This is a genomic window from Streptomyces sp. NPDC004284 (genome assembly GCF_042874035.1).
In the GTDB taxonomy this organism is placed as follows: domain Bacteria; phylum Actinomycetota; class Actinomycetes; order Streptomycetales; family Streptomycetaceae; genus Streptomyces.
In genome coordinates, this window is the sequence record NZ_JBIAMJ010000001.1 from 1,081,194 (window position 1) to 1,095,949 (window position 14,756).

The window sequence follows — 14,756 nt, forward strand, 5'->3', positions numbered from 1 at the left end:
ACCTTGAGGTTGCACTTCAGATGACCGCGATTTCTCTCGGTATCCCGACCGTTCCGACCCGGCTCGCCGAGCGGCGCAAGAGCCGCCAGATCCAGGTCGGCAGCGTGGCCGTCGGCGGTGACGCGCCCGTCTCCGTCCAGTCGATGACGACGACCCGCACCTCCGACATCGGCGCCACGCTCCAGCAGATCGCCGAGCTGACCGCCTCCGGCTGCCAGATCGTGCGCGTGGCCTGCCCCACCCAGGACGACGCCGACGCGCTCGCCACGATCGCCCGGAAGTCCTCGATCCCGGTCATCGCGGACATCCACTTCCAGCCGAAGTACGTCTTCGCCGCGATCGACGCCGGCTGCGCGGCCGTCCGCGTCAACCCGGGCAACATCAAGCAGTTCGACGACAAGGTCAAGGAGATCGCCAAGGCGGCCTCCGACGCCGGCACCCCGATCCGGATCGGCGTCAACGCCGGCTCGCTCGACGCCCGCCTCCTGAAGAAGTACGGCAAGGCCACCCCCGAGGCGCTCGTCGAGTCCGCCCTCTGGGAGGCCTCCCTCTTCGAGGAGCACGACTTCCGCGACATCAAGATCTCGGTCAAGCACAACGACCCGGTGATCATGGTCGAGGCCTACCGCCAGCTCGCCGCCCAGTGCGACTACCCGCTGCACCTCGGCGTCACCGAGGCGGGCCCGGCCTTCCAGGGCACCATCAAGTCGGCCGTCGCCTTCGGCGCCCTGCTCTCCCAGGGCATCGGCGACACCATCCGCGTCTCCCTCTCCGCCCCGCCGGCCGAGGAGATCAAGGTCGGCATGCAGATCCTGGAGTCGCTGAACCTGCGCCAGCGCCGCCTGGAGATCGTCTCCTGCCCCTCCTGCGGCCGCGCCCAGGTCGACGTCTACAAGCTCGCCGAGGAGGTCACCGCCGGCCTCGACGGCATGACCGTCCCGCTGCGCGTCGCCGTCATGGGCTGCGTCGTCAACGGCCCCGGCGAGGCCCGCGAGGCCGACCTCGGCGTCGCCTCCGGCAACGGCAAGGGCCAGATCTTCGTCAAGGGCGAGGTCATCAAGACCGTCCCCGAGTCGAAGATCGTCGAGACCCTCATCGAAGAGGCGCTCAAGATCGCCGAGCAGATGGAGAAGGACGGCGTCGCGAGCGGCGAGCCGACGGTCGCCATCGGCGCCTGACCTGCCTCTCCGAAGCGTGAAGCCCCTCCCACCCCACCCGGTGGAGGGGCTTCTCGCGCATGACGGGCTCCACCACAGGGCGCGGAGGTACAGTGCGGGGACCAGCAGATCCGTACCGTGAGGCCCCCTCGTGCTGACAGAGACCACCACTCGGGTCCTCGAACCCGCCGACCTCGGCGCCGCACTCGCCGTCCTGGAGAGCGCCCCCGTCGAGAACGCCTTCGTGACCGCCCGCGTCCAGGTCGCCGGGCTCGATCCCTGGCGCCTCGGCGGCGAGATGTGGGGCTGGTACGTCGAGGGCAGGCTCCGCTCCCTCTGCTACTCCGGCGCCAACCTCGTCCCCATCTGCGCCACCCCCGAGGCCGTCCGCGCCTTCGCGGACCGGGCCCGCAGGATCGGCCGCCGCTGCTCCTCGATCGTCGGCCCCGCAGAGGCCACCGGCGAGCTGTGGAGGCTCCTGGAGCCCAGCTGGGGCCCCGCGAGGGACGTCCGCGCCCACCAGCCGCTGATGGTCGCCGAGGAGCCCTCCGCCGCCGTCACGCCCGATCCGCTGGTGCGCCGCGTCCGCAAGAACGAGATGGAGGTGATCATGCCCGCCTGCGTGGCCATGTTCACCGAGGAGGTCGGCGTCTCCCCGCTCGCCAACGACGGCGGACTGCTCTACCAGGCCCGCGTCGCCGAACTCGTCGGCTCCGGGCGCTCCTTCGCCCGCATCGAGGACGGCAAGGTCGTCTTCAAGGCCGAGATCGGCGCCGCCACCCGCCAGGCCTGCCAGATCCAGGGCGTCTGGGTCGCCCCCGAGCACCGCGGCAAGCGCCTCTCCGAGACGGGCATGGCCGCCGTCCTCCAGTACGCCCTGGCCGACGTCGCCCCCCTCGTCAGCCTGTACGTCAACGACTTCAACGCCCCGGCGAGGGCCGCGTACCGCCGCGTCGGCTTCCGCGAGACCGGCGCGTTCATGAGCGTGCTGTTCTGAACGTGCTGTCCGACGCGGGCGGGCACTTGTAGGGTGCGCCGCATGGATGACGCAGAGGTCGTGATCGGTCCGGTCAATCTCGCCGCCCGGGTGGACGAGGCCCTCGCCGTGCAGGCGGTCGCCTTCGGCCTGGACGCGGGCGAGGTCGCCGTACGCCGCCACATCGTGCTGCGCCACCTCCTCAGCCCCGGCGCCCGGGCCTACGGGGCCACCACCCCCGACGGGCGGCTCGTCGGCTTCGTGTACGGGATGCCCAACGACCGCACCCACTGGTGGTCGACCGTCGTCGAGACGTATCTGCGCGCCACCGGCACCGCCGACTGGCTCGACGACTCCTTCGTCATCACCGAACTCCACGTCCACCCCGACTTCCAGGGCCGGGGCGTGGGCCGCGAGCTGATCACCACCATCACCGACGGCGCCGCCGAACCGCGCTCGATCCTCTCCGCGATCGACACCGAGAGCCCCGCCCGCGGCCTCTACCGGGCCCTCGGCTACGTCGACCTCGCCCGCCAGGTGCACTTCCCGAGCGCCCCCCGCCCGTACGCCGTGATGGGCGCCCCGCTGCCGCTCAAGCGCCGGAACTGATTTCTCGTCGCCGGTGCCGCCCGGCTAACCTCGGGGCCATCACCGTCCGTCCCTTCAGGAGTACGAGAACCATGGCCAACGCACCGGTCCAGCGCATGTCCCAGTTGATGGCGAAGACGCTGCGCGACGACCCGGCGGACGCCGAGGTCCTCAGCCACAAGCTCCTCGTCCGCGCCGGCTACGTCCGCCGCACCGCCGCCGGCATCTGGAGCTGGCTGCCGCTGGGCAAGAAGGTCCTCTCCAACATCGAGCGGATCGTCCGCGAGGAGATGGACGCCATCGGCGCGCAGGAGGTCACCCTGCCCGCGCTGCTGCCCCGTGAGCCGTACGAGGCGACCGGCCGCTGGGACGAGTACGGCGCCGAGCTCTTCCGCCTCCAGGACCGCAAGGGCGGCGACTACCTCCTCGGCCCGACCCACGAGGAGATCTTCACCCTCCTGGTCAAGGACCAGTGCTCGTCCTACAAGGACCTGCCGGTGATCCTCTACCAGATCCAGAACAAGTTCCGTGACGAGGCCCGCCCCCGCGCCGGCATCCTGCGCGGCCGCGAGTTCCTCATGAAGGACTCGTACTCCTTCGACACGGAGGACGAGGGCCTCGCGCACTCGTACGCCCTGCACCGCCAGGCCTACCAGCGCGTCTTCGAGCGCCTCGGCCTCGACTACCGCATCGTCGCCGCCACCGCCGGCGCCATGGGCGGCTCGAAGTCCGAGGAGTTCCTCGCCCCGGCCGAGGCCGGCGAGGACACCTTCGCCGACTGCCCGAACTGCGACTTCGCCGCGAACACCGAAGCGGTGTACCAGACGGTGAAGCCGGTCGACGGCTCGGCCGTCCCGGCCGCCGAGGAGATCCCCACCCCCGACACCCCGACGATCGAGACCCTCGCGGCCTCCCTCGGCGTGCCGGCCTCCGCCACGCTCAAGAACCTCCTCGTGAAGGTCGACGGCGAGATCGTCGCCATCGGCGTCCCCGGCGACCGCGAGGTCGACATGGACAAGGTCGAGGAGCACTTCGGCCCGACGGCCACGGTCGAGCTGGTGACGGAGGAGGACTTCGCGGTCCGCACCGACCTCGTCCGCGGCTACGTCGGCCCGCAGGGCCTGGAGAAGGTCACCTACATCGCCGACCCGCGCGTGGCGCCCGGCACCGCGTGGATCACGGGTGCCAACAAGGACGGCATGCACGCGAAGAACGTCGTCGCGGGCCGTGACTTCGAGGTCGAGGAGTACGTCGACGTCGTCGTCGTCCAGGACGGCGACCCGTGCCCCAAGTGCGGAACCGGCCTGAAGCTGGACCGCGCCATCGAGATCGGCCACATCTTCCAGCTGGGCCGCAAGTACGCCGACGCCCTCAAGCTCGACGTCCTCGGCCAGAACGGCAAGCCGGTCCGCGTGACCATGGGCTCCTACGGCATCGGCGTCTCCCGCGCGGTCGCGGCCCTCGCCGAGCAGACCGCCGACGAGAAGGGCCTGTGCTGGCCGGCCGAGGTCGCCCCCGCCGACGTCCACGTCGTCGCCGCCGGCAAGGCCCTCCAGATCGAGCTCGCCCTCGAAGTCTCCGAGAAGCTCTCCGCCGCCGGCCTCCGCGTCCTGGTCGACGACCGCGCCGGCGTCTCCCCGGGCGTCAAGTTCACCGACTCCGAGCTCATGGGCGTCCCGAAGATCCTCGTCGCCGGCCGCCGCGCCGGCGAGGGCGTCCTGGAGCTCAAGGACCGCCGCACGGGCGAGCGCGAGGAGCTCACGGTCGACGAGGCCCTGGCCCGTCTGACGGCGTGACGGCCCGCGGCGGGGCCCCGCACGGGGCCCCGCCGCGGCCCGGCGCGGGTCAGGTTCCCTTGGACCGGGGGGCCGGTTCGATCGAGGGGCCCGTGAGGTCCTCGACGGCCTCCTGGGCCGCCGCGCGGCCCTTCAGATACGCCTCGCTCAGGGGGAGCGGCGCCGGTGCGGACCCGTCCGTCGGGCCCGTCGGCGTCGCGCGTTCCAGGAAGCGGAGCAGCTCCACCGGGATGGGAAGGACCAGGGTCGAGTTCTTCTCGGCGGACACCGCCATGACGGTCTGCAGCAGACGGAGCTGAAGGGCGGCCGGCTCCGTCGCCATGACCCCCGCCGCCTCGGCGAGCTTCTTCGAGGCCTGGAGTTCCGCGTCCGCGTTGATGACCCGCGCGCGCCGCTCGCGGTCCGCCTCCGCCTGCCGGGCCATCGAGCGCTTCATCGTCTCGGGCAGCGAGACGTCCTTGATCTCGACGCGGTCGATGGCGACGCCCCAGCCCATCGCCGGGCTGTCGAGCATCAGCTCCAGGCCCTGGTTGAGCTTCTCCCGGTTGGACAGCAGGTCGTCGAGGTCGCTCTTGCCGATGATCGACCGCAGCGAGGTCTGCGCCATCTGCGAGACCGCGAACTTGTAGTCCTCGACCCGCACCACCGCGTCCGCGGGGTCGACGACCTTGAAGTACACGACCGCGTCCACCCGCACCGTCACGTTGTCCCGGGTGATGCCCTCCTGCGCGGGCACGGGCATCGTGACGATCTGCATGTTCACCTTGTGCATGCGGTCGACGACCGGAACGATCATCGTGAATCCCGGCGCCCGCACGTCGCCGCGCAGCCGACCGAAGCGGAAGACGACGCCCCGCTCGTACTGCTTCACGACCCGGGCCGCCGCGCCCGCGTACACCGCGATCGCCGCACCCACGCCGGCCGCCAGCATCAGTACCTCTTGGATCATCACGGCCCCCTGGAATCGAGCCGAAAGCTACAAAAAGGGTATTCCCCTACAGCCAGCTCGCGAACTCCAGGAGCAGCTCGGCATCCTGCCGCCGCCCCGCCGCCAGCGCCCGCGTCCCCGACTCGACCGCGCGGAAGAGGGTCCAGCCGCGCAGCCGCTCCCGGTCCAGGTCCAGGGAGTCCGCCAGCTTGTTGACCCGTCGCCGGGCCGCCGAGGCCCCGGAGGACGCGGCCACGAGGTCCTCGACCCTGTCCCGTACGAGCCGGGCGAGGTCGTAGGCCCGCTCGCCCACCAGGGGCTCGGGGCCCACGGCCAGCCAGGGCGTCCGGTCGCCGGCGAGCACCTTGCCCTGCCGGAAGTTCCCGTGCAGCAGCAGGGACTCGGGGGAGGAGGCCACCAGCTCCTCGCGGGCCGCGAGCGCCGCCGCCGTCAGTTCGGCGGTCGCGGCCTCCGACCGGTGGGGCGCCATCGCCCGCGCCTGCCGGTCCGTCCGCTCCGCCACCGTCTCGAAACCGTGCCCCGCCGGGGGATCGACCCACAGCTTCCGTACGGTGCCCGCGGCCTCCAGGAGCGCCTTCGCCTCCGGCAGGGAGCGCAGGGAGACCTCGGGGTGCAGCCGTTCGAGGACGAGCGCGCCCTCCCCGGCCCCGTCGAGGAGCTGGACCGGGCCCCAGCCGTTCCAGTGCGCCAGCGCGTCCCGTTCGAGCTCCGGCCGGGTGAACGGGGGTGCGATCTTGAGCGCGGCGGGGGAGCCGTCGGAGCGCCGGACGAGCACGACCAGGCTGCTGCGTCCGCCGGGGGCCATCACCCGTTCGGCGTCCAGGGACGCGTGGGCGAGCGCCTGATCGGTGAGCCCGGGCAGCTTCCCGAGCCACTCGGCCGCCGCGGCGTCCCCGTACGTCTCACCGAGCGTCCTGGCCAGTCGCTGCGGCGGTTCGAAACCCATGCGTACGTTGTTCCTTCGGTCGGGGACTCGGTCGGGGCGGGACTACACCCGCTCGGCGAGCCCAGGAAAGGTTACGTCGCTGCCGCGCCAGCGGACGGCGCGTACGGCCGCCTCCCGGAGCGCGGCGGCCGCCTCGCCCCGCGCGCGGCCCTCGGCGGCCCGTACGAGGTCGGAGTACACCCCGGCCACCCGGTCCTCCAGGACGGCCGCGAGCCGTACCGCGCCGGCCGGGTCCGCGACCGGGAACGGCAGCGCGTACGCGGCCTCCGCCGCCACCGGAGCCCCGCCGAGGTCCTTGACGGTCCGGCGCAGCGCGTCCCGACGCGCCCGGTGCGCCTCGTACGCGGCGGTGGCCTCGGCCCGCCGCTCGGTGCCGATCCGGGCGCCGACGACCCCGTACCCGTACACCGCGGCGTGCTCGGCGGCCAGCGCGGCCTGGGTCGCGTCGAGGGCGCTCATGCCCGGGCTCCTTCGGTCAGCAGGTAGGCGTGGGCGGCGCCGGACGCCGCCACGGAGGCGAGCAGCCGGGCGTACTCGGGCGGGGCGGCGAGCAGGGCGGCCGTGTGCCCGTCGGAGGCGGTGCGCTCGGCGGCTGCGAGCTCCGCGAGGGCGGTCCGGGGGTCCGCCGCCACCCGTACGGCCGAGGGGGAGGCCGTGGGTTTCGGGGACGCGGAGGAGGTGGCCCCCGGGGAGGCGGACGTCGTGGGCTTCGGCGTCGCACCGCCCTCGCCGAGCGCCTTCGCGTGCGCCGCCACCGCGTGCCGCAGCGGGGTCAGCCGGGGTACCAGGACGGGGTGTGCGGCGAGCGCCGCGTCGTAACGTTCCAGCAGGTCGCGCGCCGCGGTCACCGACCGCAGCCGCAGGGCCGCCTCGGCGCGCGCCACCCGTTCGGCCTCGCGCTCGGCGGCGCTCGGCCGCCGGGGCCCTCCGCCGGAGGAGGTGCAGGCCGCGAGGGCCGTCGCTCCCGCCGCCGCACCCGCCACGAGGAGTGCGCGTCTGCCCGTCGTCGTCACGCCTGCTCTCCCCGTCCGCCGTCCGTGGTCGTAGATCGTCGAGATCACCGCAGGCGAGCGTACCCGCGGGCACCGGGGCGATGGACGGCAACACCCTCCCGGACCGGATACCCTTTGTGCTGACACGCGACGAACCCACAACAGCACACGCGGCCGAGGAGTCACCCGGATGAGCACCACCCAGAGCGACAGGCTGCGCGGACTCGTGGAGCCGCTCGTCGCCGCGAAGGACCTGGATCTGGAAGAGATCGAGGTGTCCCGGGCCGGCCGCCGCGGACTGCTGCGGATCGTCGTCGACTCGGACGAGGGCGTGGAGCTGGACGTCTGCGCCGAGCTGAGCCGCGAGATCTCCGAGAAGCTCGACGAGACCGACGTGATGGGCGACGGCGAGTACGTCCTCGAAGTCAGCTCCCCCGGTGCCGAGCGCCCCCTCACCGAGCGCCGCCACTACGTGCGCGCCACCGGCCGCCTGGCCAAGCTCCAGCTGGCCGAGGGCGGGGACCTGGTCGCGCGCATCCTGGCCGTGGACGAGGACGGCCTCGACATGGAGGTGCCGGGCGTGAAGGGGCGCAAGCCCACCGCCCGCCGGGTCGAGTTCGCCGAGATCGTCAAGGCGCGTGTCGAGATCGAGTTCAACCGCAAGGACAAGAAGGAAGAGGAGGCGTAGCCGTGGACATCGACGTGAAGCTCCTGAAGGGCTTGGCACAGGAGAAGGAAATCTCCTTCGAGATGCTGGTCGAGGCGATCGAGTCGGCCCTCCTCATCGCGTACCACCGCACCCCCGACGCCCGCCGCCACGCGCGCGTGGAGCTGAACCGGGCCACCGGCCACGTGACGGTGTGGGCGAAGGAGGACCCCTCCGACCTGGAGGAGGGCCAGGAGCCCAAGGACTTCGACGACACCCCGTCGGACTTCGGCCGGATCGCGGCGAGCACCGCCCGCCAGGTCATCCAGCAGCGGCTGCGGGACGCCGAGAACGACGTGACCTTCGGCGAGTACGCGCGCCGCGAGGGCGATGTCGTCGCCGGTGTGGTGCAGCAGGGCAAGGACCCGAAGAACGTCCTCGTCAAGCTGGACGACAAGCTGGAGGCCATCCTTCCGGTGCAGGAGCAGGTGCCGGGCGAGGACTACACGCACGGTCTGCGGCTGCGCACGTACGTCGTCCGGGTGGCGAAGGGCGTCCGCGGTCCGTCCGTCACCCTCTCGCGCACGCACCCCAACCTGGTGAAGAAGCTCTTCGCCCTGGAGGTGCCGGAGATCGCCGACGGCTCGGTCGAGATCGCGGCCATCGCCCGTGAGGCCGGTCACCGCACCAAGATCGCCGTCCGGTCCACCCGTTCGGGCCTGAACCCCAAGGGCGCCTGCATCGGCCCGATGGGCAGCCGCGTCCGCAACGTGATGGCGGAGCTGCTCGGCGAGAAGATCGACATCGTCGACTGGTCGGACGACCCGGCCGAGATGGTGGCGAACGCGCTCTCGCCGGCGCGGGTCTCCAAGGTCGAGATCGTGGACCTCGCCGCCCGCTCCGCGCGGGTGACGGTGCCGGACTACCAGCTGTCCCTCGCGATCGGCAAGGAGGGCCAGAACGCCCGCCTCGCCGCGCGGCTCACCGGCTGGCGCATCGACATCCGTCCGGACACCGAGCCGGCCGAGCCGCAGGGCTGAGCCCGTTTTTGGCCAACGACTGTTCGATTCTTGCCCCAAACAGGTGAGGTCGGTACGGGGAGGTAGACTTAATCGTGTCTGGCCGGACGCATGCCTGCGCGTGCCCTGAGCGAACCTGCGTGGGATGCCGGGAGCGAGCGGCCAAGAGCGATCTGCTGCGGATCGTGATGAACAAGGACGAGTGTGTTCCTGATCATCGCGGTACGCTGCCCGGCCGGGGTGCGTACCTGCACCCCGCCGTGGTCTGTCTCGACCTGGCGGTCCGCCGCCGGGCCTTCCCGAGGGCCTTCAAGGTCCAGGGACCGCTCGACACGGAGGCACTCCGCCACCACGTCGAGCAGACGGCACCGCAGTGAACAAGAAGTACGGCACGGAACACCGTGCGGTCAGGTACCTCGCGAGTTGGAAGTAGGTCGAGATTGCGATGAGCACTCGATGAGTACGCGATGAGTACGCCCATGAAGTAGCGACGGTCCGGCGGTAACCGGACCTAAAAGGAGCGAAGTGGCTAAGGTCCGGGTATACGAACTCGCCAAGGAGTTCGGCGTGGAGAGCAAGGTCGTCATGGCCAAGCTCCAAGAACTCGGTGAATTCGTCCGTTCGGCGTCCTCGACGATCGAGGCGCCGGTCGTGCGCAAGTTGACTGACGCTTTGCAGGGTCCCGGCGGCAACGCCGGCAAGACCGCTGCCAAGCCCGGCGCGCCCCGCAAGGCGGCGCCTTCCCCCGCGGCGCCGTCTCCGGCCGCCGTGGCTCGTCCCGCTGCCCCGAAGCCCGGCGCCCCGGCCCCCAAGCCGGCCCCCGCCGCGCCTGCGGCGCCGGCCCCGGTCACTCCGGCCGCGCCCGCGAGCAGCACCCCCTCTCCGGCTCCGGCCGCCTCGGGCCCCCGCCCGGGCCCGAAGCCCGCGCCCAAGCCGGTCACGCCGGCTCCGGCCGCCCCGGAGTTCACCGCGCCCCCGTCGGCTCCCGCCGCCGGTCCGCGTTCCGGTGGCGCCACTCCGGGCCCCCGTCCCACCGGCGAGCGTCCCGCCCGCCCGGGTCAGGGTGCCCCCCGCCCGCAGGGCCAGGGCGCTCCGCGCCCCGGCGGCCAGCAGGCCCCCCGTCCGGGCGGTGCTCGTCCGGCCGGTCCCCGTCCGGGCAACAACCCCTTCACCTCGGGTGGCTCCACCGGAATGGCGCGCCCGCAGGCGCCCCGTCCGGGTGGCGGCGCTCCCCGTCCCGGCGGCCCCGGTGCCGTTCCGGGCGCCCCGCGTCCGCAGGGTGGCCCCGGTGGCGCCCCGCGTCCCCAGGGCGGCGCTCCGCGTCCGACCCCCGGTGGCATGCCTCGTCCGCAGGCTCCCCGTCCGGGCGGCGCGCCCGGCGGTAACCGTCCGAACCCGGGCATGATGCCGCAGCGTCCCGCTGCCGGCCCGCGTCCCGGTCCCGGCGGTCGTGGCCCCGGTGGCCCCGGCGGTCGTCCGGGCGGTCCCGGCGGTGGCGGCGGTCGTCCCGGCTTCGCCGGTCGTCCGGCCGGTCCCGGCGGTGGCGGCGGCGGCTTCGCCGGTCGTCCCGGTGGTCCCGGTGGCGGCGGCGGTCGTCCGGGTGGTCCCGGCGGCGGTGGCGGCGGCTTCGGCGGTCGTCCCGGTGGCTTCGGTGGCCGTCCCGGTGGCCCGGGTGGCCGTGGTGGCACGCAGGGCGCCTTCGGTCGTCCCGGCGGTCCCGCGCGTCGTGGTCGCAAGTCGAAGCGTCAGAGGCGCCAGGAGTACGAGGCCATGCAGGCCCCGTCCGTGGGCGGCGTGATGCTGCCTCGCGGCAACGGCGACACCATTCGCCTGTCGCGCGGTGCCTCCCTCACCGACTTCGCCGAGAAGATCGGCGCCAACCCGGCGTCGCTCGTCGCGGTGATGATGAACCTCGGTGAGATGGTCACGGCCACGCAGTCGGTCTCCGACGACACGCTGCAGATGCTCGGTGACGAGATGAACTACACCGTTCAGATCGTCAGCCCGGAGGAGGAGGACCGCGAGCTCCTCGAGTCCTTCGACATCGAGTTCGGCGAGGACGAGGGCGGCGAAGAGGCTCTGGTCTCCCGTCCGCCGGTCGTCACCGTCATGGGTCACGTCGACCACGGTAAGACCCGACTCCTCGACGCGATCCGCAAGACGAACGTCGTCGCGGGCGAGGCCGGTGGCATCACCCAGCACATCGGTGCCTACCAGGTCTCGACCCAGGTCAACGACGAAGAGCGTCGCATCACCTTCATCGACACCCCGGGTCACGAGGCGTTCACCGCCATGCGTGCCCGTGGTGCGAAGTCGACCGACATCGCGATCCTCGTGGTCGCGGCCAACGACGGCGTCATGCCGCAGACGATCGAGGCGCTCAACCACGCCAAGGCCGCCGGCGTCCCGATCGTCGTCGCGGTCAACAAGATCGACGTCGAGGGTGCCGACCCGGTCAAGGTCCGCGGTCAGCTGACCGAGTTCGGTCTGGTGGCCGAGGAGTACGGCGGCGACACGATGTTCGTCGACATCTCCGCCAAGCAGGGTCTGCACATCGACTCCCTGCTCGAGGCCGTCGTCCTCACCGCCGACGCCTCGCTCGACCTTCGGGCCAACCCGAACCAGGACGCGCAGGGCATTGCGATCGAGTCCCACCTCGACCGCGGTCGCGGTGCCGTCTCGACCGTCCTGGTCCAGCGCGGAACGCTGCGCATCGGCGACACCGTGGTGGTCGGCGACGCGTACGGCCGCGTCCGGGCGATGCTCGACGACAAGGGCAACAACGTCGAGGAGGCGACCCCGTCGACTCCCGTCCTGGTGCTCGGTCTCACCAACGTGCCGGGTGCCGGCGACAACCTCCTGGTCGTCGACGAGGACCGTACGGCCCGTCAGATCGCCGAGAAGCGCGCTGCGCGTGAGCGCAACGCCGCCTTCGCCAAGCGCGTCCGCCGGGTGTCCCTCGAGGACCTCGACAAGGTGCTCAAGGCCGGTCTGGTCCAGGAACTCAACCTCATCATCAAGGGCGACGCGTCCGGTGCGGTCGAGGCCCTCGAAGCCTCGCTGCTCCAGCTCGACGTCGGCGAAGAGGTCGACATCCGGGTCCTGCACCGCGGTGTGGGTGCGGTCACCGAGTCCGACATCGACCTGGCGATGGGCTCCGACGCCATCGTCATCGGCTACAACGTCCGTGCGGCCGGCCGTGCCGCGCAGATGGCGGAGCGCGAGGGCGTCGACGTCCGGTACTACTCGGTCATCTACCAGGCGATCGAGGAGATCGAGGCGGCGCTCAAGGGCCTCCTCAAGCCGGAGTACGAAGAGGTCGAGCTCGGTACGGCGGAGATCCGCGAGGTCTTCCGCTCGTCCAAGCTGGGCAACATCGCCGGTGTCCTCATCCGCTCGGGCGAGGTCAAGCGCAACACCAAGGCGCGCCTCCTCCGCGACGGCAAGGTCATCGCCGAGGACCTCACCATCCACGGTCTGCGCCGCTTCAAGGACGACGTCACCGAGATTCGTGAAGGCTTCGAGGGCGGTATCAACCTCGGAAACTACAACGACATCAAGATCGACGACGTCATCGCGACGTACGAGATGCGCGAGAAGCCGCGCGCGTAACGCGCAGGGCTGCGTCCGGGGCCGGTCGGCGGGAAGTATTTCCGTCGATCGGCCCCGGCCGTTGCGTGTACGGTTCTGGTGTCCCTGCCAAGCGACGGCGTGGCAGGCCACCGAACCCGAACCGGCGGGACATCCGGCACCGCATGTACGTGGGGACTCTGTCCTTCGACCTGCTCCTCGGCGACGTTCATTCGTTGAAGGAGAAACGCTCCGTCGTCCGGCCCATCGTCGCCGAGCTCCAGCGCAAGTTCTCCGTGAGCGCGGCGGAAGTGGGCGACCAGGACCTCCATCGCAGGGCCCGGCTGGGCGTGGCGCTGGTGTCCGGGGACGCCGGATTCGTATCGGACGTGCTCGACCGCTGTGAGCGGCTCGTCGCCGCGCGTCCCGAGGTGGAGCTGCTTTCGGTGCGCCGCAGGCTCCACACTGATGAAGACTGATCTGAGCAAGGCAAAGAAGGAGAAGGACCAGTGGCCGACAACGCGCGGGCGAAGAAGCTGGCAGACCTCATCCGGGAGGTGGTCGCCGAGAAGCTGCAGCGCGGCATCAAGGACCCCCGCCTGGGCACGCACGTGACCATCACGGACACCCGCGTCACCGGTGACCTGCGGGAGGCCACGGTCTTCTACACGGTCTACGGCGACGACGAGGAGCGGGCGAGCGCCGCGGCCGGCCTGGAGAGCGCCAAGGGCATCCTCCGCTCGGCCGTGGGCCGGGCGGCGGGGACCAAGTTCACCCCGACCCTGACCTTCGTCGCCGACGCCCTCCCGGAGAACGCGCGCACGATCGAGGACCTCCTCGACAAGGCGCGGGCCTCGGACGCCCAGGTGCGTCAGGCCTCCTCGGGCGCCACCTTCGCGGGCGAGGCCGACCCCTACAAGAAGCAGGGCGAGGACGAAGCCGCCGAATGAGCAACGTACAGAAGACGCCCGACGGCCTTGTCATCGTCGACAAGCCGTCGGGCTTCACTTCGCACGACGTCGTCGCCAAGATGCGCGGGATCGCCAAGACCCGCCGCGTCGGCCACGCCGGCACGCTCGACCCCATGGCCACGGGCGTCCTCGTCCTCGGCGTGGAGCGGGCCACCAAGCTCCTCGGTCACCTCGCGCTGACCGAGAAGGAGTACCTGGGCACCATCCGCCTGGGCCAGACGACGATCACCGACGACGCCGAGGGCGAGATCACGGCGTCGGTCGACGCTTCGAAGGTCACCCGCGAGCAGATCGACGCCGGCGTCGCCGAGCTGACCGGCGACATCATGCAGGTCCCGTCGAAGGTCTCCGCGATCAAGATCGACGGCAAGCGGTCGTACGCGCGCGTGCGCGGCGGCGAGGAGTTCGAGATCCCGGCCCGCCCGGTCACCGTCTCCTCCTTCCGCGTGTACGACGTCCGCGAGGCGACCGCCGAGGACGGCACGCCCGTCGTCGACCTGGTCGTCTCGGTGGTCTGCTCCTCCGGTACGTACATCCGGGCGCTCGCCCGGGACCTCGGCGCCGGACTCGGCGTGGGCGGTCACCTGACCGCGCTGCGCCGCACCCGGGTCGGCCCGTACAAGCTGGACTCGGCCAGGACCCTGGACCAGCTCCAGGAGGAGCTCACGGTCATGCCGGTCGCCGACGCGGCCGCGGCGGCCTTCCCGCGCTGGGACGTCGACGAGAAGCGGGCCAGGCTGCTGCTCAACGGCGTCCGCCTGGAGATGCCGGAGTACCCGAAGGGGCCCGTCGCGGTCTACGGCCCGGGGGGCACGCTGCTCGCGCTCGTCGAGGACCAGCGGGGCAAGGCGAAGAGCCTCGCCGTCTTCGGTTGAGCCGGGCTCTCAGGCCGAGGCCGAGCTTTTCGGTTGAGCCGGGCTCTCAGGCCGAGGCCGAGCTTTTCGGTTGAGCCGGGCTCTCAGGCCGAGGCCGAGCTTTTCGGTTGAGCCGGGCTCTCAGGCCGAGGCCGAGCTTTTCGGTTGAGCCGGGCTCTCAGGCCGAGGCCGAGCTTTTCGGTTGAGCCGGGCTCTCAGGCCGAGGCCGAGCTTTTCGGTTGAGCCGGGCTCTCAGGCCGAGGCCGAGCTTTTCGGTTGAGCCGGGCTCTCA

The 14,756-nt window shown here is 71.8% G+C and carries 15 protein-coding genes; 11 read left to right on the forward strand and 4 right to left on the reverse strand.

Features of this window, described 5'->3' with window-relative positions; all coding sequences use genetic code 11:
* Window positions 1-20 precede the first annotated feature (20 nt).
* The 4 genes from ispG to ACFYUS_RS05015 all read left to right on the forward strand — a co-directional run bounded on the left by ispG (window position 21) and on the right by ACFYUS_RS05015 (window position 4,517).
* The gene (ispG, locus tag ACFYUS_RS05000; protein WP_388845884.1) at window positions 21-1,178 is read left to right on the forward strand and encodes a flavodoxin-dependent (E)-4-hydroxy-3-methylbut-2-enyl-diphosphate synthase; all 1,158 of its coding nucleotides are present in this window, start codon (window positions 21-23) and stop codon (window positions 1,176-1,178) included.
* A 130-nt stretch (window positions 1,179-1,308) separates the two neighbouring features.
* Complete coding sequence (locus ACFYUS_RS05005; RefSeq protein ID WP_388845887.1) at window positions 1,309-2,154, forward strand: GNAT family N-acetyltransferase; 846 nt, start codon at window positions 1,309-1,311, stop codon at window positions 2,152-2,154.
* 42 nt (window positions 2,155-2,196) lie between these two features.
* Window positions 2,197-2,742: a GNAT family N-acetyltransferase gene (locus tag ACFYUS_RS05010; RefSeq protein WP_388845890.1), complete on the forward strand. Its 546-nt coding sequence runs from the start codon at window positions 2,197-2,199 to the stop codon at window positions 2,740-2,742.
* Between the two features lie 71 nt (window positions 2,743-2,813).
* Window positions 2,814-4,517: a proline--tRNA ligase gene (locus ACFYUS_RS05015; protein ID WP_388845893.1), complete on the forward strand. Its 1,704-nt coding sequence runs from the start codon at window positions 2,814-2,816 to the stop codon at window positions 4,515-4,517.
* Between the two features lie 49 nt (window positions 4,518-4,566).
* Here the strand turns inward: ACFYUS_RS05015 and ACFYUS_RS05020 are convergent, their stop codons facing one another.
* From ACFYUS_RS05020 to ACFYUS_RS05035, 4 genes are read right to left on the reverse strand one after another with little or no spacing between them, the layout of a single operon-like run.
* Window positions 4,567-5,466, reverse strand: coding sequence for a slipin family protein (locus ACFYUS_RS05020; RefSeq protein WP_388845896.1), 900 nt, complete (start codon window positions 5,464-5,466; stop codon window positions 4,567-4,569).
* 46 nt (window positions 5,467-5,512) lie between these two features.
* On the reverse strand, window positions 5,513-6,412 hold the full coding sequence (locus tag ACFYUS_RS05025; protein WP_388845899.1) for an aminoglycoside phosphotransferase family protein: 900 nt from the start codon (window positions 6,410-6,412) through the stop codon (window positions 5,513-5,515).
* Window positions 6,413-6,454: 42 nt separating this feature from the next.
* On the reverse strand, window positions 6,455-6,871 hold the full coding sequence (locus ACFYUS_RS05030; RefSeq protein ID WP_388845901.1) for a ferritin-like domain-containing protein: 417 nt from the start codon (window positions 6,869-6,871) through the stop codon (window positions 6,455-6,457).
* Entirely contained in the window at window positions 6,868-7,425 is a 558-nt protein-coding gene (locus ACFYUS_RS05035) for a hypothetical protein (RefSeq protein WP_388845904.1), read from the reverse strand. Before ACFYUS_RS05035 ends, ACFYUS_RS05030 begins: the two co-directional genes overlap by 4 nt.
* Window positions 7,426-7,594: 169 nt before the next feature.
* Here ACFYUS_RS05035 and rimP point away from each other — a divergent pair, with 169 nt between their 5' ends.
* The 7 genes from rimP to truB all read left to right on the forward strand — a co-directional run bounded on the left by rimP (window position 7,595) and on the right by truB (window position 14,485).
* The gene (gene rimP / locus ACFYUS_RS05040) at window positions 7,595-8,092 is read left to right on the forward strand and encodes a ribosome maturation factor RimP (RefSeq protein ID WP_388845906.1); all 498 of its coding nucleotides are present in this window, start codon (window positions 7,595-7,597) and stop codon (window positions 8,090-8,092) included.
* A gap of 2 nt (window positions 8,093-8,094) precedes the next feature.
* Window positions 8,095-9,090, forward strand: coding sequence for a transcription termination factor NusA (gene nusA, locus ACFYUS_RS05045; RefSeq protein WP_376594950.1), 996 nt, complete (start codon window positions 8,095-8,097; stop codon window positions 9,088-9,090).
* A gap of 74 nt (window positions 9,091-9,164) precedes the next feature.
* Complete coding sequence (locus ACFYUS_RS05050; RefSeq protein WP_388845908.1) at window positions 9,165-9,446, forward strand: YlxR family protein; 282 nt, start codon at window positions 9,165-9,167, stop codon at window positions 9,444-9,446.
* Between the two features lie 148 nt (window positions 9,447-9,594).
* Window positions 9,595-12,681 (forward strand): translation initiation factor IF-2, encoded by a 3,087-nt coding sequence (gene infB, locus ACFYUS_RS05055; protein ID WP_388845910.1) that lies wholly within the window; start codon window positions 9,595-9,597, stop codon window positions 12,679-12,681.
* A gap of 143 nt (window positions 12,682-12,824) precedes the next feature.
* Window positions 12,825-13,118, forward strand: a complete 294-nt coding sequence (locus tag ACFYUS_RS05060; RefSeq protein ID WP_116158557.1) for a DUF503 domain-containing protein — start codon at window positions 12,825-12,827, stop codon at window positions 13,116-13,118.
* 30 nt (window positions 13,119-13,148) lie between these two features.
* Window positions 13,149-13,589, forward strand: coding sequence for a 30S ribosome-binding factor RbfA (rbfA, locus tag ACFYUS_RS05065; protein ID WP_388845912.1), 441 nt, complete (start codon window positions 13,149-13,151; stop codon window positions 13,587-13,589).
* Complete coding sequence (gene truB / locus ACFYUS_RS05070) at window positions 13,586-14,485, forward strand: tRNA pseudouridine(55) synthase TruB (protein ID WP_388845914.1); 900 nt, start codon at window positions 13,586-13,588, stop codon at window positions 14,483-14,485. Before rbfA ends, truB begins: the two co-directional genes overlap by 4 nt.
* Window positions 14,486-14,756 lie beyond the last annotated feature (271 nt).